This is a genomic window from Onishia taeanensis (assembly GCF_900100755.1).
Classification (GTDB): domain Bacteria; phylum Pseudomonadota; class Gammaproteobacteria; order Pseudomonadales; family Halomonadaceae; genus Onishia; species Onishia taeanensis.
In genome coordinates this window covers 185404-202365 of the sequence record NZ_FNCI01000001.1, presented here as the reverse complement: position 1 = coordinate 202365, position 16962 = coordinate 185404, and the positions used below count along the sequence as shown (strand labels likewise).

Annotated in this window: 13 protein-coding genes; 2 read left to right on the top strand and 11 right to left on the bottom strand. The window is 63.4% G+C overall.

The annotated features are described in order from the left end of the window. Nucleotides 1–260 precede the first annotated feature (260 nt). Nucleotides 261–1841, top strand: a complete 1581-nt coding sequence (locus tag BLR71_RS00875; protein ID WP_245696300.1) for a methyl-accepting chemotaxis protein — start codon at nucleotides 261–263, stop codon at nucleotides 1839–1841. A gap of 98 nt (nucleotides 1842–1939) precedes the next feature. Here the strand turns inward: BLR71_RS00875 and msrB are convergent, their stop codons facing one another. From msrB to yrfG, 5 genes are all read right to left on the bottom strand, one after another. Continuing rightward, nucleotides 1940–2437 (bottom strand): peptide-methionine (R)-S-oxide reductase MsrB, encoded by a 498-nt coding sequence (gene msrB / locus BLR71_RS00870; RefSeq protein WP_092522151.1) that lies wholly within the window; start codon nucleotides 2435–2437, stop codon nucleotides 1940–1942. Nucleotides 2438–2719: 282 nt separating this feature from the next. Continuing rightward, complete coding sequence (locus BLR71_RS00865; RefSeq protein ID WP_092522149.1) at nucleotides 2720–4300, bottom strand: phosphoenolpyruvate carboxykinase; 1581 nt, start codon at nucleotides 4298–4300, stop codon at nucleotides 2720–2722. 241 nt (nucleotides 4301–4541) lie between these two features. Continuing rightward, nucleotides 4542–5423, bottom strand: a complete 882-nt coding sequence (gene hslO, locus BLR71_RS00860) for an Hsp33 family molecular chaperone HslO (protein WP_092522147.1) — start codon at nucleotides 5421–5423, stop codon at nucleotides 4542–4544. Between the two features lie 61 nt (nucleotides 5424–5484). Continuing rightward, nucleotides 5485–5871, bottom strand: a complete 387-nt coding sequence (locus BLR71_RS00855; RefSeq protein WP_092522145.1) for an RNA-binding S4 domain-containing protein — start codon at nucleotides 5869–5871, stop codon at nucleotides 5485–5487. Beyond that, entirely contained in the window at nucleotides 5868–6557 is a 690-nt protein-coding gene (yrfG, locus tag BLR71_RS00850) for a GMP/IMP nucleotidase (protein WP_092522143.1), read from the bottom strand. The genes BLR71_RS00855 and yrfG overlap by 4 nt, the downstream gene beginning before the upstream one ends. Nucleotides 6558–6630: 73 nt before the next feature. Between yrfG and nudE the strand changes: the two genes are divergently transcribed. Then, a complete protein-coding gene (nudE, locus tag BLR71_RS00845; protein WP_092522141.1) occupies nucleotides 6631–7221 on the top strand; it encodes an ADP compounds hydrolase NudE in 591 nt (196 codons plus the stop codon). Between the two features lie 35 nt (nucleotides 7222–7256). Here the strand turns inward: nudE and BLR71_RS00840 are convergent, their stop codons facing one another. From BLR71_RS00840 to lon, 6 genes are all read right to left on the bottom strand, one after another. Then, the gene (locus tag BLR71_RS00840; protein WP_092522139.1) at nucleotides 7257–8324 is read right to left on the bottom strand and encodes an oxidoreductase; all 1068 of its coding nucleotides are present in this window, start codon (nucleotides 8322–8324) and stop codon (nucleotides 7257–7259) included. A gap of 402 nt (nucleotides 8325–8726) precedes the next feature. Next, on the bottom strand, nucleotides 8727–10571 hold the full coding sequence (gene ilvD, locus BLR71_RS00835; protein WP_092522781.1) for a dihydroxy-acid dehydratase: 1845 nt from the start codon (nucleotides 10569–10571) through the stop codon (nucleotides 8727–8729). Nucleotides 10572–10841: 270 nt separating this feature from the next. Beyond that, nucleotides 10842–11588 (bottom strand): ATP-binding cassette domain-containing protein, encoded by a 747-nt coding sequence (locus tag BLR71_RS00830; RefSeq protein ID WP_092522137.1) that lies wholly within the window; start codon nucleotides 11586–11588, stop codon nucleotides 10842–10844. Beyond that, entirely contained in the window at nucleotides 11588–13306 is a 1719-nt protein-coding gene (gene thiP / locus BLR71_RS00825; RefSeq protein ID WP_092522135.1) for a thiamine/thiamine pyrophosphate ABC transporter permease, read from the bottom strand. Before thiP ends, BLR71_RS00830 begins: the two co-directional genes overlap by 1 nt. A gap of 45 nt (nucleotides 13307–13351) precedes the next feature. Continuing rightward, the gene (thiB, locus tag BLR71_RS00820; RefSeq protein WP_092522133.1) at nucleotides 13352–14365 is read right to left on the bottom strand and encodes a thiamine ABC transporter substrate binding subunit; all 1014 of its coding nucleotides are present in this window, start codon (nucleotides 14363–14365) and stop codon (nucleotides 13352–13354) included. Nucleotides 14366–14466: 101 nt separating this feature from the next. Next, entirely contained in the window at nucleotides 14467–16899 is a 2433-nt protein-coding gene (lon, locus tag BLR71_RS00815; protein WP_092522131.1) for an endopeptidase La, read from the bottom strand. Nucleotides 16900–16962 lie beyond the last annotated feature (63 nt).

The window sequence follows — 16962 nt, the reverse complement described above, 5'->3', positions numbered from 1 at the left end:
GCCCCAAGTCGGATGACGCCTCGAGGGTGCTATGCGACTAAAGACATCCTTTAGCTGGCACGGGGCAGGCCGATACGAATTGATATGTGGTCGAGCCTTCCACATATCCCTTCCCCTGTCGGTTCAGGATGCATAAGCCTATGTTAGAGCGACTGAATAAAATAAGCATAAAGTACGCGATTGCTTTCATCGGCGTGGCGCTGTCGTTGATCGTCGTGGTTACGATCGACTCTTTGCTTGTCAATACGGTCAAGGAGCGCATGACCGAATTCAGCAGTACCTTCAACAAAGCAACGTCTAATGTACTCAACGCCGACCGCGACCTCTATCAAGCGCATGTCGCCATCCTGGAGTACCTTGGCGAGGAGCCGGGCACTACATCAGCCGAGGCCCAACTCGGCGATTATCGTGAAAATGCCCAGCAGGCCTATGACCGCATGCACCGCGCCCAGGAATTGCTGGCCAACTACCCCGATATCATCGCCAAGCTGGATGGGTTCGAGCAGCTTTTCAGCAGTTGGCAAGGTGAGGCTGATCAAGCCATCGCCCTGCACGACAGCGGCCAACAGAATGACGCAGAAGCCCAATTGAACGGCCCCATGAGTGCGGCTTTCGGCGCTCTGCGCGATGTCTATGATGTGGGTGGAGAGGCAATCGCCAACAAGACCCAAGCGCTTGAAGCGGCGACCCTCGAAGACGTCAAAGCGCAGCAATTTGCGGTCATGATATTTACGCTGCTGGTCGCCATCGTCGCCATCGCCATTGCGCTAGGAGGGCCGCTGATGATGTCCAGGGCGATCCGCCAGATCACGCATCGCATCAAGGAGATTGCCGAAGGCGATGGCGATTTGACCGCACGCATCAATTCCAAACGCAAAGACGAAATTGGCGAGCTCGCCTCTCAATTCAATGCCTTCGTGACCCGCATCGACCGGACCCTGCAGGCGGTTCGCGCCAACACCCATAGCGTGCAACAGGCCTCCAAGGAGATCACCAGGGGTAGCCATGATCTGGCCTCGCGCAGTCAGCAAGCGGCCGCCAACCTGCAGCAAACATCCGCCTCGATGGAAGAGATCACCTCCACCGTCAACAACACCGCGGACTCAGCACAGCAGGCCAATCAGCTCGTACAGTCAACGTCGAACGTCGCCCATGAGGGTCAGCAAGCGATGAGCCAGGTCGAGCAGACCATGGACGAGATCAGCGCCTCATCGGCTCAGATCAAGGACATTATTGCCCTGATCGATGGGATCGCCTTCCAGACCAACATCCTGGCACTCAATGCCTCTGTCGAAGCGGCGCGCGCCGGCGAGCACGGCCGGGGTTTCGCCGTCGTGGCCCAGGAAGTTCGCACCCTGGCCAGCCGTTCAAGCGATGCGTCTCAAAGCATCCGCGAGTTGATCGACACCTCGGTCGCGCACACTCAGCACGGTGCCGACCTGGTCAAGAAAACGGGCAAGACCATGGAGGAGATCGTCAACAGCATCAGCCGCGTGAACGATGTGATCGGCGACATCAGCGCCGGTGCCAAGGAGCAGAGTATCGGCGTTGGCCAAGTCAACACGGCAGTGAGTGAACTCGATGCCATGACTCAGCAAAACGCATCGATGGTTGCGCAGAGCAACGCCGCCGCAACCGGCATGCAGGAGCAAGCCGAACGCCTAAACGAGCTGATCGCCTCATTCCGATTGGGCAATGATCTGAGCGAGGGCTTGCCTTCTCGCTCGGCTAACGAAGCCAAGACGGCTCACTCCCCGGCTCCGCCCTCCATCACCCGGTCAGCGCAAACGACATCACCGGCGCCGACCAGAATGCCGGCCGAGGAATGGGAGGAATTCTAACCACCCGCCTAGCCAAAAAACGGCCAGAGCCATTGGCTCTGGCCGTCTTGTCTCAGACCCATACTCCGCTCTCAGCCTCCTGCGTCACACTGGCCTTTTCAAGCTGCAACGAAGGTCAGCGCCAGGCCGTTGTTGCACCAGCGCAAGCCAGTCGGCTCTGGGCCATCATCGAATACGTGCCCCTGATGCCCACCGCAACGGGCGCAATGATACTCGGTGCGCGGCCAGATCGCTGAATAGTCGACCTCGGTGAGCAGATGGCCTTCCACATGCGTGAAGAAGCTCGGCCAGCCGGTGCCGGAGTCATACTTCATGTCGCTATTGAAGAGCAGCAGCTCGCACCCCGCACAGCGAAACTCCCCTTTTCGGGTCTCCTTGTCCAAGGGACTCGAATGCGCAGGCTCGGTACCCGCCTCCCGCAGCACATGAAACTGCGCTTCACTGAGCCGCTCACGCCACTGCGCCTCGCTGAGCTCGAGCACCTCGAGGCCCGGAGCGCGCTCTAGGTTCGGTTTGGGCCTGGCATTGGCCAGAGCGGGAAACAGGCTTGCCATGCCGCCGGCGCCAAGCAGACCGATAAAGTGTCGACGTTTCATCACTACCTCCACTGATGGCACCGGTTCACCCAAGATGGCGACGGTTCGCCAGGTAGAGCCGGTGCTTAACTCGAGTGCCTGAATATGAGTCAGCACTTGAAGACGGGCATCCAACTACTGCTGCCAGAAAGGCGGCACCCACAAAAAAGGGAAGCCGCGGCTTCCCTTCTCTGACTCTCGATACGCGCCGGGGTTCGCCCCAGCGCACTGTCTTCCGAGCCGACCTTCCGAGCCGACCTTTCGAGCCGACCTTTCAAGCCTATCGCTTGACCCTATGGACACTTACGCCAGTTTGGGGCCAGCCTTCACGATCGCCTCATCAACGCCGGCGAACTTCTTGAAGTTATCGACGAACTTGGCCACCAGGTCCTGCATGTGACGATCATAGGCGGCGCGATCTTCCCAGGTCTGGCGCGGGTCGAGCAGGCTGGAGTCGACGCCCGGTACGGCCAGCGGCACCTCGAGGTTCAGGCCCTCGACGGTGCGAGTCTCGACGTCGCGCAGTACGCCGGACTGAATGGCGCTGATGATGCCGCGAGTAGTGGGGATCGCGAAGCGCGAACCGCCCTCGCCATAAGCACCGCCGGTCCAGCCGGTGTTGACCAGGTAGACACGCGCGTCATTCTCTTCGACACGCTTGATCAGCAGGTCGGCGTACTCGCGAGCCGGACGCGGGAAGAAAGGCGCACCGAAGCAGGTCGAGAAGGTCGCTTCCAGGCCTGCCGAAGAGCCCATCTCGGTCGAGCCGACCTTGGCGGTGTAGCCAGACAGGAAGTGGTAGGCTGCGGCTTCCTTGGACAGCAGCGACACCGGCGGCAGCACGCCAGACATGTCGCAGGTCAGGAAGATGATGGCATTGGGCTCGCCGGCCCGGTTCTCCGGCACGCGCTTCTCGATGTGCTCAAGCGGATAGGCGGCACGAGAGTTCTGGGTCAGGCCGTCATCGGCATAGTCCGGGGCGCGACGGTCATCGAGCACCACGTTCTCGAGCACCGCACCGAACTGAATGGCCTGCCAGATGACCGGCTCGTTCTTCTCGGAAAGATCGATGCACTTGGCATAGCAGCCGCCCTCGATGTTGAACACCGTGCCCTTGCCCCAGCCATGCTCGTCATCGCCGATCAGATAGCGCGCCGGGTCGGCTGATAGAGTGGTCTTGCCGGTGCCGGACAGGCCAAAGAACAGCGTGGTCTCGCCGTCTTCACCCACGTTGGCGCTGCAGTGCATCGGCAGCACATCATGGGCCGGCAGCAGGAAGTTCTGGACCGAGAACATGGCTTTCTTCATTTCGCCGGCATAGTGCATGCCCGCGATCAGCACCCGACGATTGGCGAAATCCAGAATCACCGCCGCTTCGGAGTTCGTGCCGTCCCGCGCGGGGTCGCAAGCGAAGTGAGCCGCATTGAGGATGGTCCACTCTGCTTTGGCGGCCGGGTTATAGCCCTCGGGACGCACGAACATGGTACGACCGAAAAGATTCTGCCAAGCCGTTTCGGTGGTCATGCGCACCGGCAGGTAGTACTGCGGATCGGCCCCCACGTGCAGCTCGGCGAAGAAGCTGTCACGCTCGCCCAGATAGGTCTCGACCCGCTGCCACAGCGCCTCGAAGGCAGCCGCATCGAAGGGGCGGTTGACGCTACCCCAATCAATCTGCGTGCTGGTCGAGGGCTCGTCGACGATGAAGCGATCCGCCGGTGAGCGACCGGTGCGCGCTCCGGTATTCACCACCAGAGCGCCGTTGTCGGCCAGGCGCCCCTCACCGCGAAGCAGGGCATGCTCAACCAGTTCAGCGCTGCTCAGGTTAGTGAATTGCTGATTGTTGACGGTCGCGTCGACGCGAGGGGCGGCTTGGTTCGTGGTCATTTAGGTGTCCTGGGCCCGAAGGCGTTTCTCTCTCGATGGCCGGCGCGTAATGACGCGCCCTCTGTATTCGCGCCAGCGCCGATGACAGGTGGGCCTGTTCTTTTAGGGAAGCGGCGCCGGGCGGTTTGAATGGGCGGGTATTATGGCAAAAAGGGACGCCTGGGAAAACGTCCCGTTTCGCCATCTTTCGTGTAGTTTTTCTACTACATAGAGGCACTTATACGACGATGGCGCGTATCGCTCAGTGCAGGGTCGGCGCAGGAGCGTCAGGCGACTCGATCAACGCCTCGATTTCTGCGGCACCAAAATGATAGCGGGTATGGCAGAAATGGCACTGGGTGTCGACGGCCTGCTGCTCCTCGAGGATGCTGCGCAGCTCCTCCTCACCCAGGTTGTGGAGAGCCCGCGCAATGCGCTCCCGAGAACAGCTGCAGGCGAAATACAAGGGTTTGGGATCGAAGACCCGCACGGTTTCCTCGTGATAGAGCCGATGCAGCAGCTCACGCTGCTCGAGGCCGAGAAGCTCTTCATCCTTGAGGGTGCTGGCCAGATGCACGGAGCGCTCCCAGGCGTCTTGGTCCTGGTTCTGGCTTTCATCGGGCAGGCGCTGCAGCAAGAGCCCACCAGCACGGTGCTGCTCGGCATCCGCCGCCAGCCAGAGCTTGGTCGGCAGTTGTTCGGAGCGGGCGAAGTAATCTTCCAGACAGCCGGCCAGGCTGTCTTCGCTCAGCTCGACAATGCCCTGGTAGCGGTTACCCTCTTTCGGGTCGAGGGTGATCACGATGCGACCGCTGCCCAGCAGCTCGCGGAAACCCGAACCGTCATCGGGAAGAGGCTGGTCCTCGGCCAGGCGCGCAATACCGCGCAGCTCGCCGCCTGGGTTGGACTCGGCCATCAAGAGGCCTAGCGGGCCGTCACCGCGCACCTCGAGGCTCAGCGTGCCGTCGAGTTTGACGGTCTCGGTAAGCAGCGCAGCGGCACTCAGTAGCTCACCCAGTAGCCGGGCAACCGGCGCTGGATAGGCCTGGGTATCGAGCACTGCCGCGTAGGCCGCATCGAGGGTCATCAGCTCGCCGCGAACGTTGGTGCCGTCGAGCAAGAAGCGTTGTATCTGGTCGGTCATATGAAGAATTCCGGTAACGTCGAATCTGGGGAATACGGGCGATGGCGAGGGCTGGCGCCGCTCAGTCGCCGGAGTCGCGCATAAAGCGCTTGATCTCGCGCCGATCTCGCCGGTCGGGCCGCTTGAGGGGGTGCTGCATGGCCTGATTGGCCAGCCGGCGCTGTTCGGTTTCCTTGGCACGGCGCGCAGCGCTCTCTTCGGTCTCGCGGTAGAGGGTGCGTGCCTCTGGGGCGCCACGACGCTGACCGGAGAGCTCGAGCACTTCGACCTCATAGGTGTCGAAGCCCTGCGGCACGCGAATCAGGGCGCCCACCTCCACCGTCTTGCTGGTCTTGGCGCGGCCACCGTTGTAATGCACCTTGCCGCCCTCGATCGCTTTCTTGGCGAGCTGGCGAGTCTTGAAGAAGCGCGCCGCCCACAGCCATTTATCGAGTCGTACGTCGCTCATGCTCGCCCCTCCTGATCTTGCTGATCGTCGGGCCGCTCACCTGGCAGGATGCTCGCGAAGCGGTCCAGGGCGATAAATTCCTCGAGGTCGCGCTCCGGGCGGCGGCTGTCGGGCTGTTTGATGCCCAGCAGGTGACGGATGCCGAACTCACGCGCGCTTTCCAGCACCGCCGGGTTGTCATCAATGAAGAGCGTCCGGGCGGGATCGAAGGGCTCGACCTCCTGCAGGGCGAACCAGAATTCCTGCGCCTCCTTGGGAACGCCGACATCCGCCGAGGACACAATGGCGTCGAGAAAATCCTCGAGCCCGGTCAGCGGCAGCTTCAGCGCCAGGCTCTCGCGGTCGGCATTGGTCGCCAGCACCACCCGCGGGTGGGCCTGTTTGAGCCAAGTGAGGAAGTCCAGCGCGTCGCTGCGCAGCCCGATCAGGTGCTGCACCTCACGCTTTAACGCCACGATATCGACGCCCAGCTCACGGCTCCAGTAGGCCAGGCTGTACCAGTTGAGCGTGCCCTGCTCGGAGATGATGCGCGCGCGAATGTCTTCCTGGCTGGCGGCATCCAAGCGATGCAACTCGACATAGCGCCGCGGCAGATGCTCAAGCCAGAAATGGCTGTCGAAATGCAAATCTAGCAGGGTACCGTCCATGTCCAGCAACACGGTATCGATGGCGCGCCAGTCGATCATCGGCCAAGGGCTCCGCAGCAATGAATAGAGTGCTATTGTACCCCTTCATGCCACCGCTGCCCACGGAGCCCCCATGCCACAAGACGCCGACCGGCAACAGAAACCCCGCACTCTGGCACACCGCGAGGTGGCCAGGAGCCGACTGTTCGCCATCGAGGAAATGGAGCTGCGATTTTCCAACGGCGCCGAACGCACCTTCGAGCGACTGATGCCACGCGGCAACGGTATAGGCGCGGTGATGATCGTGGCCATGCCCGATCCCGAGCATGTACTGCTGATTCGCGAATATGCCGCCGGATTCGACGATTACGTGCTAACGCTGCCGAAAGGGGTCGTCGACCCCGGCGAGGATATCGTCGGGGCGGCCAATCGCGAGCTGATGGAGGAATGCGGCTTTGGGGCTCGTCGCCTCGAACCGCTGGTCGAGTTGTCGCTGGCGCCCAACTACATGCATCACCGCATGCAGGTGATGCTGGCGAGCGACCTTTACCCCCACCGCTTGCCCGGCGACGAGCCGGAGCCGCTGATGGTCGAGACACACGCCATCGAATCACTGCCCAGCCTGCTCGCCCGAGAGGATTTTCATGAAGCCCGCGCCATCGCCGCGCTGTACATTGCCAGAGACCGGCTGCGCGACGACAGCCCGTCGATGGACCTCTGGTAGCCCTGACGCCTCAGGACGGCGTAGCTGCCCGTAGACTAGCGCTGACGCATGCCAGTGCCCTCGCGCAATTTGACCCAGCGCTGCTGGCGATAGCTGTCGAGGCCCGCTTCCAGCAGCATCATCACCTTGATGGCCGAGCCGGCATCAACAGGGTTCTCCGCCTGGCCCGCCAGCGCATCAGCGATGCCCTGATAATAGGCCAGATAGTCACCGGGCTGCGTCGGATGCTCCTGGGCCACCAGTGCCTGCGATGCTTGATCCCATGTGCGCAGCGTGCCGTGGTTGGTATCGACGCCCCACGCTGGCCCAGGCGTTTCGCCGGCCTTGAGGCGATCTTCCTGTGGGTCGAGCCCATACTTGAGGTAGCTGCCCTGGGTTCCGTGGGCGGCGAAGCGCGGCGTCGGCTCGGCGATCAAGGCACTGGCCTTGAGCGTCACGCGGCGCTCCTCATAGTCGAGCAGGGCCACGAAATCATCATCGGTCTGAGCACCGTCACGGCTCACCGCCAGGTCGAGCAGGATGCGCCGCGGCATGCCAAACAGCTCCAGCGCCTGGTCCAATAGGTGCGGTCCTAGGTCATACCAAATACCACCGCCGGGCTGGGCCTGCTCCCGCCAACGATCGCGCACTTCGGGACGAAAGCGGTCGAAGCGTGATTCGAGTGATACCAGGCGGCCCAGGTCGCCAGATTCCAGCAGCGCCTTCAGGGTCAGATAGTCGCTATCCCAGCGGCGGTTATGAAATACCGACAGCAGCCGACCGCTCTCGTCAGCCAAGCCACGCAACGCCTTCGCCTCGGACAGCGTCACCGTGAATGGCTTGTCGACGACCACATGCTTGCCGGCGGCGAGTGCTGCCTTGGCTAGCGGAAAGTGGCTTTGATTGGGGGTCGGAATCACCACCAGATCGATGTCAGCGCGCGAAAACAGCGCCTGAGGCTTCGCCTCCACGTCCATCTCGGGCAGGCTTGCGTGCACCTTGTCAGCGTCACTCGAGGAAATCGCCACCAGTTCGAGATTGGGCGTGGCCTGGATCAATGGCACGTGAAAGGTCTGACTGGCAAAGCCGAAGCCCACCACGCCGACCGCAAACTTCTGCTTCATCGAGAATCCTTGGAGTATGTCGGGAAGATAAGCGCCCTTATGGGCCTGAAGAGGTCGCGACTGTATAGAGCCATCGCGCCCATGCATATCATCAAACGGTCAGAGAAACGTCATATCGACCTTGGTCGAGTCAACCATACTGAAGAGTGGCGGTTCTTATCCACCATCGTGGTGTTCCATGATCGAGGGAGGCGAGTTTGATGTGCTATAGCGAGGAAAGTCTTTCACTGCTTGTGCTGTGGTTTGAACTGGAATCTGAGCAGTATGCGCCACCGGAAACGGAAGAGAAGATTGCCGAGGCGGCGTAAACGACAGTCCGGCGGTGAACCCCAGCATAGGGCGAATTTCATTAAGGCCCGCGTCTTCCGGCGCGGGCCTTATCATTCAGGAATGGCGAGGGTCTCAGTCGAGCTTGTCGAGGTCGCGCACCGCCCCCTTGTCGGCTGACGTGGCCAGCAGCGCATAGGCCTTGAGCGCCGCCGAGACCTTACGCACCCGCTCGATGGCCGGCTTCCAGGCCTGCTTACCGCGCGCCTCCATGGCCTCGCGACGCGATGCCAGAGTGGCATCATCCAGCAGCACATCGATGCGGCGATTGGGGATATCGATGCGGATCGGGTCGCCCTGCTCGACCAAACCGATGGCGCCACCGGCCGCCGCCTCAGGGGAGACGTGACCGATGGAGAGGCCCGAGGTCCCGCCGGAGAAGCGCCCGTCGGTCAGCAGCGCACAGGCCTTGCCCAGCCCCTTGGATTTCAGATACGAGGTCGGATAGAGCATTTCCTGCATGCCCGGCCCACCCTTGGGTCCCTCGTAGCGAATCACCACCACATCACCCTCGCTGACCTTGTCGGCAAGGATGTGTTCGACCGCCTGATCCTGGGACTCGACCACATGGGCGCGGCCCTCGAAGACCAGGATCGAATCATCGACGCCGGCGGTCTTGACCACGCAACCATCGACGGCGATGTTGCCCTTGAGGACCGCAAGCCCGCCCTGGGTCGAGAAGGCATGGGCGAGATCGCGAATGCAGCCAGTGGCGCGATCGCCATCCAGGCTCGGCCAGCGGGCACTCTGCGAAAACGCGGTCTGAGTGGGAATACCGCCGGGGCCGGCGCGGAAGAACTCCACGACCTCCGGGCTCGGGGCGCGCATGATGTCCCATTCCTCGAGGGCTTCGGCCAGGCTGTCGCCGTAGACGGTCGGCACACGGGTATCGAGCACCCCGGCCCGGTCCAGCTCACCGAGAATCGCCATGATGCCGCCGGCCCGGTGCACGTCCTCGATATGGTACTTCTGGGTGTTGGGCGCCACCTTACACAGCTGCGGCACTTCTCGGGACAGCCGGTCGATATCGTCCATGGTGAAATCGATCTCGGCTTCCTGCGCTGCCGCCAGCAGATGCAAGATGGTGTTAGTAGAGCCGCCCATGGCGATATCCAGGGTCATGGCGTTCTTGAACGCGGCCTTGGCACCGATGGCGCGCGGCAACAGATGCGCCTCGTCACCCTCGTAGTAGCGCTTGGCCAGCTCGACGATGCGGTGGCCCGCAGTCTCGAACAGGCGGCGGCGGTCGGCGTGGGTGGCCAGAACCGTGCCGTTGCCGGGCAGCGCCAGGCCAAGTGCTTCGGTCAGACAGTTCATGGAGTTGGCGGTAAACATGCCCGAGCAGCTGCCACAGGTCGGGCAGGCGCTGCGCTCGACCTCGCTTAAGGTCTCGTCGTCAACGCTGTCATCGGCGGCCATGACCATCGCATCGACGAGATCCAGGCCGTGATCCAGAAGCTTCGTCTTGCCGGCCTCCATGGGGCCACCGGAGACGAAGATCACCGGCACGTTGAGGCGCATGGCGGCCATCAACATTCCCGGCGTGATCTTGTCGCAGTTGGAGATACACACCAGGGCATCGGCACAGTGGGCGTTGACCATGTACTCGACGCTATCCGCGATGATGTCGCGGCTCGGCAATGAATAGAGCATGCCGTCGTGGCCCATGGCGATGCCGTCATCCACCGCGATGGTATTGAATTCCTTGGCCACACCCCCGGCCTTCTCGATCTCGCGAGCCACCAGCTGCCCCATGTCCTTGAGGTGCACATGGCCCGGCACGAACTGGGTAAAGGAGTTGGCGACGGCGATTATCGGCTTGTGGAAGTCGTCGTCCTTCATGCCGGTGGCGCGCCACAGGGCTCGGGCGCCCGCCATATTGCGGCCGGCAGTGGTGGTACGTGAGCGATATTCGGGCATGCGGTCCTCTGTCTTCTTGCGCATCTCGTGTGTCGAGACGTCGTTTTCGTCGTCCTGGCGCCACGGTCGTTGCCGGGCGCTCGGTGTCCAGTGAACCATCAATTCTTACATGACCCCGGAGCGCATGGAAGCCGCAGGGAGCCCCCCGCCCCTTTCTACGGCACTCTCCAGTGCGCGCTCAACGATGGTCTCAACGACGCTCTTAACGACGGTATCAACCAGGCTGCTCAACGGCCTTGGCAAACACGACCTGCAGCCATTGCTAGGTTGCTAGGTCGCCACCAGCCGACCATCCAGCAACTGCAGACGACGCTGGGCCAGGGCGTCGACGTCTTCCGGATCGTGGCTGACGAGCAGGACCGCGACCCCCGCCGCCTGCTGGCGGCGCACCAGGCCCCAAAGCGCCTCGCGATTGTCGCGATCCAGGCCGCTGAATGGCTCATCGAGCAGCAGCACTCGGGTCTCGCGCAGCAGCGAGCGCAACAGCGCCACCCGCTGCTGCTGCCCGCCAGAGAGCTCGCCGGGCAAGCGATCATGCAGCCCGCCCAGGCCGACGTCGGCCAGGCCATCGACAATGCGCGCTCGCTGGGCGTCCGATAGCTTGAGGTCCGGCGCAAGCCCCAGGCCGACGTTGATCCAGACCGGCAGGTGCTCGAAGAGGTTATGATCCTGAAAGACCGTGGTCATGCCGCGAGCCCAGGGCGGTTGCGCGACCAAGTCTTCGCTTTCCCTTTGAGCCTCGTTCTCGCCCGGCCTGTCACCAAGCTCCTCACACAGCTCCTCTGATGGCTCCTCTGATGGCCCCTCACATAGCTCATCACCTAACCAGCAGAGCCTGCCCGCGCTCGGCGTCAGGAAGCCGGCGAGGAGGTTAAGCAAAGTGCTCTTCCCCGCCCCCGAGGGCCCGGATACCGCCAGGCACTCGCCAGGCGCCAAACGGAAGGTAAAGGAGAAGTCCGGCGTCTCCCCCGGGTCGCAGCGGCTGTAGTGAAAACTCAGATGATCGGCGACAAGCATCAAGGCTCCTGGCGGTCGTCCGCATGGGACCAAAAAGCCCCCGGGCGATGCGAGTTAGAGAGGGGGTAATGCGGCAGCTGGCGGGTCAGCCAGGCCAAGAGCATGAATAGCGCCGCCACCGTTGCCAATAGCACCAGCGCAGTGGCCGCCGCGGTCTGCCAGCGGTAGCTGCCAAGCTGCTGGTAGAGCAGCATCGGCAGCGTCGGCGCCGACGGGCTGCCAAACAGGGCGATAACGCTGAAGTCCCCCAGCGACAGGGTCATGGCATAGGCCAGGGCCAGCGCCACAGGGCGTCGCAGCCGCGGCCAGAGTAACCAGCGAAAACGCGCCAGGCCTTGAATATCGAGCTGATCCGCGAGCCGCCGCTGCGCCAACGGCAGGCCAAGCAGCGCCCCGCGCAGCACCTGCATGACGAATGGTAGGGCCATGAAGGCATTGACCAGCACCACCAGGCCATAGCCCTGCCAGCCGCCGCCAAGGCGCGGGCGCAGCAGCAGGAAGAGCCCGGTCCCCAGCACCAGCGCCGGAAGCACCAGGATCAGTTGGCCGCTGCCCTCCATCAGCCCCGCCGCCAAGCGCCGCCCGCGAGCGGCCAGCCAACCCCGGCCGGCAAGCAAGGCAAGCCCTAACACCAGTGCCAGCCCCCCGGCCCCGGCCGCCATCACCAGACTGCGCAGCAGCGCCGGCCACAGGCTCGCCTGAGCGGCGAGATCGGTCACACCGCCAAGGCCCGCCACCACCACCGCCACCAGGGGAGGCAACAGCAGCAGCGCCAGGGCCACCAGCCAGAGACTGTCCGTGATTTGGGAAACACCCAGGGCATCGCGGCGCTGCCAGCGCCCCTTGATTGGCATGGTGCCGTCGCCGGCTACCAGCGAGGGGGCTCCGCCGCGGCTCAGCGCCAGGGCCCAGAGCCCCAGGCAGATCGTCAGTTGAGCCAGCGCCAAGAGGGCGGCCAGCGCCAGATCGTTATCGAATTTCAGCGCCTGATAGAGCGCCACCTCGAGGGTCGTCGAGGCGGGCCCACCGCCCAGGGTCATGACAATGGCAAAGCTGGTGAAGCACAGGGTGAAGATCAGTGCCGCCAGTCGCGGTAGCAGCCGCTTGACCGCCGGCCATTCGAGCGTGCCCCAAATGGCCCGGCGCGACAGGCCAAGCTGTGCTGCCAGCCGCCAGTGGGCGGCGGGGGCGCGCTCGAGTTCCTGCAGCAGCAGTCGCGCGGCCAGCGGCAGGTTGTAGAAGACGTGAGCCAGCACGATGCCGGAGAGGCCATAGAGATAGCCCGCCGGCGTGCCCGTCAACGCCTCCCACAGCGGCGCCGCCCAGCCCTGACGGCCATGCACGGCCACCAACCCGAACAGGGCGATCAGGCTGGGGATCACCAGCGACAGCTCCATGGCACGCAGCAGCAAGCGGCGACCGACGAAACTGGGCCGACGGGCCAGGGCCAGCGCCACCGGTACCGCCAGACCCAGCGAGGCCAGGGTCGAGAGGCTCGCCTGCCAAAGACTGAAGCGTAGCACGCCGGCCAGATAGGGTTCCCGCCACAGGCCCGACGGCGAGACGCCGGGCGCCTGAACCAGCAGCGCACCTAGGCTGCCAAGCCCCAGCCCAACCAGTGCCGTCAGCGCCGCAAGTCCCGCCCATAGCGGCAGATGAGTCAGCCGCCGCCGGTCATGAGGCGGGGCCTTGCCCGCCGTTATCGCCTCAGAAGCCATGGCACGCGGCCAAGGCCTGGAGGAGCCTGGTCTTCTTTGGCCACATCACCGGGCACTGGCATTGAGCCATTCACGGATCCACTCGCGCCGATGCGCCTGCACCTCCTCGGGACTGAAGGTGAAGCTCTCGGGTTCGATCAGCCGATCGAAGACCGCTGGACGCTCCTCGCCGAGATCGATGGCCGGATACATGACGTTGCCCAGCGGAATATGGCGCTGAAAGTCGGGGCTCAGCACGAAATCGAGAAAGTCTCTCGCCAGCGCCGGGTGCTCGCTGGACTTGAGCATCGCTGCGGTCTCCACCTGCAGGTAGTGGCCCTCGGCGAACTCGGCGGCCTGGTAGCGCTCGGTATTCTCGACGGCCATGTGATAGGCCGGCGAGGTACTGTAGGACAGCACCATCGGCGCCTCGCCGTTCATGAACAGCGAGAAGTAGGCCTGGCTCCAGCCCCCGGTGACGGTCAGCACATGGTCGTTGAGCTTTTCCCAGGCCGCCGGGGCCTCGTCACCGTAGACTCGCTTCATCCACAAAAGGAGCCCGAGGCCGGTTATGCTGGTGCGTGGGTCCTGAATGATCACCTTGAGATCATCCGGTGCTGCCAGTAGCTCGGCGAAGCTCTTGGGCGGGTTGGGTAGGGCCTCGCTGTCATAGACGAAGGCGAAGCGCCCCCAGTCATAGGGCAGGAAGACAGGATCGTCCCAATCGATCGGCAGCGCCAGGCGCGACAGATCCGCCTGGTGCGGGGCCAGAAGATCCAGGTCGCGGGCATCGGCCATCAGGTTCATGTCGAGGCCCAGCAACAGGTCGGCGGCACTGTCTTCGCCTTCCAGGCGCAGCCGCTGCAGCAGGTCGACCCCGCCCGAGAGCGCCACGAATTCTAGTCGGCAGTCGCCGCAGCGCGCCTCGAAGGCCTTTTTGATGCCGGGCCCAGGCCCCCATTCGGCGACGAAAGAATCGTAGGTGTAGACCGTCAGGGTGCGCGGCTCGTCGGCCATCGCGGACGCGGCGGCGAGCCCGGCCACCAGCCCCAGCGCCGTGCGGATCGGCTTGGCATTCATGATGGTGTCGTTTCCTCATGCGTAGGGCCCCAATCGGGGCCCCTCTCATGGTGATAGTGCGGCCGACGGTTGCCCGCGGCCGCTTGATGGCAGGCCGATTTCTAGAAGACGACCTTGGCCACGTCCTTGTACTGCTTGGCGAAGTGCACCGTCATGCCTTCGCGCAGGTAGTCCGGCAGCTCGTCGTAGTCGCGACGATTGGCCTCGGGCAGGATCACCTCGAAGATATCGCTGCGCCGGGCGGCGATGATCTTCTCGCGGATACCGCCTACCGGCAACACCTGGCCGGTCAGGGTCAGCTCACCGGTCATGGCCAGCGAGCGATCGATGGACTGATGACGTGCCAGCGAGAGCAGCGTCGTGGCCATGGTCACCCCCGCCGAGGGGCCGTCCTTGGGCGTCGCCCCCTCCGGCACATGCAGGTGAATGAAGGCGTCGTTGAAGAAGTCGGCATCGGCGCCGAACTCGCCCAAATGCCCCTGCACATAGCTGTAAGCAATGTTGGCAGACTCCTTCATCACATCGCCGAGCTGACCGGTGAGCTTGAAGCCACGATCCAGGGCATGCACCTTGCCGGCCTCCACCGGCAGGGTCGCGCCACCCATCGAGGTCCAGGCAAGCCCGGTGACCACGCCTTCCCCCTTCAGCACCGTCTCCTTGCGGAACGGTGGCGCGCCGAGGAATTCCTCGAGGTTGTTGACCGAGACCTTGACCGTCTGCTGGTCGTGCTCGAGCAGCTTGACCGCCGCCTTACGCACGATGCGGTGCAGCTGTTTCTCCAATTGCCGCACGCCAGCCTCGCGGGCATAGCCCTCGATCACCTGGCGCAGCGCCGCATCGGTCAGATTGATACGCTTCTTGGGAATCTTGTCGCGCTTGAGAAGCTTCGGCCACAGGTGATGCTTGGCGATGGCCACCTTCTCTTCGGCAATGTAACCGGACAGCCGAATCTGCTCCATGCGGTCGAGCAGCGCGCCGGGAATCGAGTCCAGGGTATTGGCGGTGCAGACGAACAGCACCTTCGACAGGTCCAGCCGCACGTCCAGGTAGTGGTCGAGGAAATCGACGTTCTGCTCGGGGTCGAGGACCTCGAGCAGCGCCGAGGCCGGATCGCCCTGAAACGACTGCCCGAGCTTGTCGATCTCGTCGAGCATGATCACCGGGTTCTCGACTTCCACTTCCTTGAGCGCCTGGACCAGCTTGCCCGGCATGGCCCCCACATAGGTGCGCCGATGACCCTTGATTTCGGCCTCATCGCGCATGCCGCCCACCGAGAAGCGGTAGAACTCGCGGCCGAGTGCCTCGGCGATCGAGCGCCCCACCGAGGTCTTGCCGACCCCGGGCGGACCCACCAGCAGCAGGATCGAGCCGCCCACGTCGCCCTTGAAGGTGCCCTCGGCGAGGAATTCGACGATGCGTTCTTTCACATCAGCGAGGCCGTCATGGTCGCGATCCAGCACCGTCCGGGCGTGCTTGAGATCGAGTTGATCCTGGCTGGTGATGCCCCAGGGCAGCGAGGTCAGCCAGTCGAGATAGTTGCGGGTGGTGCCGTACTCCGGCGAGCCGGTCTCGAGTACCGAGAGCTTATCGAGCTCGTCCTCGATGCGGCTCATCACCCGCTCGGGTACCTCGAGCTCGGTGAGACGCTTCTTGAAGGTGTCGACGTCATTGTCGCGGTCGTCCTTGGAGATGCCGAGCTCGCGCTGGATGACCTTCAACTGCTCGCGCAGGAAGAACTCGCGCTGCCGGTCCTGCATCTGGGCGTTGACCTGATCGCTGATCTCGCTCTGAAGCTGGGCGACCTCGATCTCCTTGCGCAGCAGCGGCAGCACCTTCTGCATGCGCTCCATCACTGGCCAGGTCTCGAGAATGGACTGCAGCTCTGGGCCCTTGGCGGAGGTCATGGCGGCGGCGAAATCGGTCAGCGGCCCCGGCTCATGGGGGCTGAAGCGGTTCAGGTAGTGCTTGAGTTCTTCGCCGTACAGCGGGTTGATGGGCAACAATTCCTTGATGCCGTTGATCATCGCCATGGCGTAGGCGCGGGTCTCGTCCTCGTCTGCGTCGACCGGCTCCTTGGGATAGCTGACTTCGACCAGATAGGGCGGCTTTTTCGATAGCCAGCGCTGGATGCGAAAGCGCCGCATGCCCTGGGCGATGAACTGAATCTGATCATCCTCGCCCTGCACCTTGTGCATGCGCACGGCGGTGCCGGTGACCGGAAAGTGGCTATAATCCAGCTCGTCGATCTCGGTATCGCCCACATAGGCAAGGCCAACCGTATGATGCGGCGTATTGCCCACGCGCTTGATGGTCTCTTCCCAGCGCGGGCGATGAATCACCAGCGGCTGTACCTGTGCCGGGAAGAAGGGGCGGTTGTGGATCGGCAGCAGGTAGATACGCTCGGGGAGATAGTCCCGGGTAGGCACCACAGCGCCACTCTCGATGTGAGCATCTTCATCCGGGGTCTCCTGATCGGAGGCCCGGTCATCGCGTTCGTAAAAGACTTGCTGGAGATCGTCGTCGCGCTCGCTCATGATCCATCCTGTGATCCAGTTGGCCATATGACCCTAGGCCATGGAATGCGGGCGGCGGCGACG

Coding starts and splice junctions, on each gene's coding strand:
- BLR71_RS00840 (WP_092522139.1), bottom strand. CDS start 8,324: ATGAAGCAGAAGTTTGCGGTCGGCGTGGTGGGCTTCGGCTTTGCCAGT.
- BLR71_RS00830 (WP_092522137.1), bottom strand. CDS start 11,588: ATGCTTGTCGCCGATCATCTGAGTTTTCACTACAGCCGCTGCGACCCG.
- lon (WP_092522131.1), bottom strand. CDS start 16,899: ATGAGCGAGCGCGACGACGATCTCCAGCAAGTCTTTTACGAACGCGAT.
- BLR71_RS00865 (WP_092522149.1), bottom strand. CDS start 4,300: ATGACCACGAACCAAGCCGCCCCTCGCGTCGACGCGACCGTCAACAAT.
- nudE (WP_092522141.1), top strand. CDS start 6,631: ATGCCACAAGACGCCGACCGGCAACAGAAACCCCGCACTCTGGCACAC.
- msrB (WP_092522151.1), bottom strand. CDS start 2,437: ATGAAACGTCGACACTTTATCGGTCTGCTTGGCGCCGGCGGCATGGCA.
- yrfG (WP_092522143.1), bottom strand. CDS start 6,557: ATGATCGACTGGCGCGCCATCGATACCGTGTTGCTGGACATGGACGGT.
- ilvD (WP_092522781.1), bottom strand. CDS start 10,571: ATGCCCGAATATCGCTCACGTACCACCACTGCCGGCCGCAATATGGCG.
- thiP (WP_092522135.1), bottom strand. CDS start 13,306: ATGGCTTCTGAGGCGATAACGGCGGGCAAGGCCCCGCCTCATGACCGG.
- thiB (WP_092522133.1), bottom strand. CDS start 14,365: ATGAATGCCAAGCCGATCCGCACGGCGCTGGGGCTGGTGGCCGGGCTC.
- hslO (WP_092522147.1), bottom strand. CDS start 5,423: ATGACCGACCAGATACAACGCTTCTTGCTCGACGGCACCAACGTTCGC.
- BLR71_RS00875 (WP_245696300.1), top strand. CDS start 261: ATGACCGAATTCAGCAGTACCTTCAACAAAGCAACGTCTAATGTACTC.
- BLR71_RS00855 (WP_092522145.1), bottom strand. CDS start 5,871: ATGAGCGACGTACGACTCGATAAATGGCTGTGGGCGGCGCGCTTCTTC.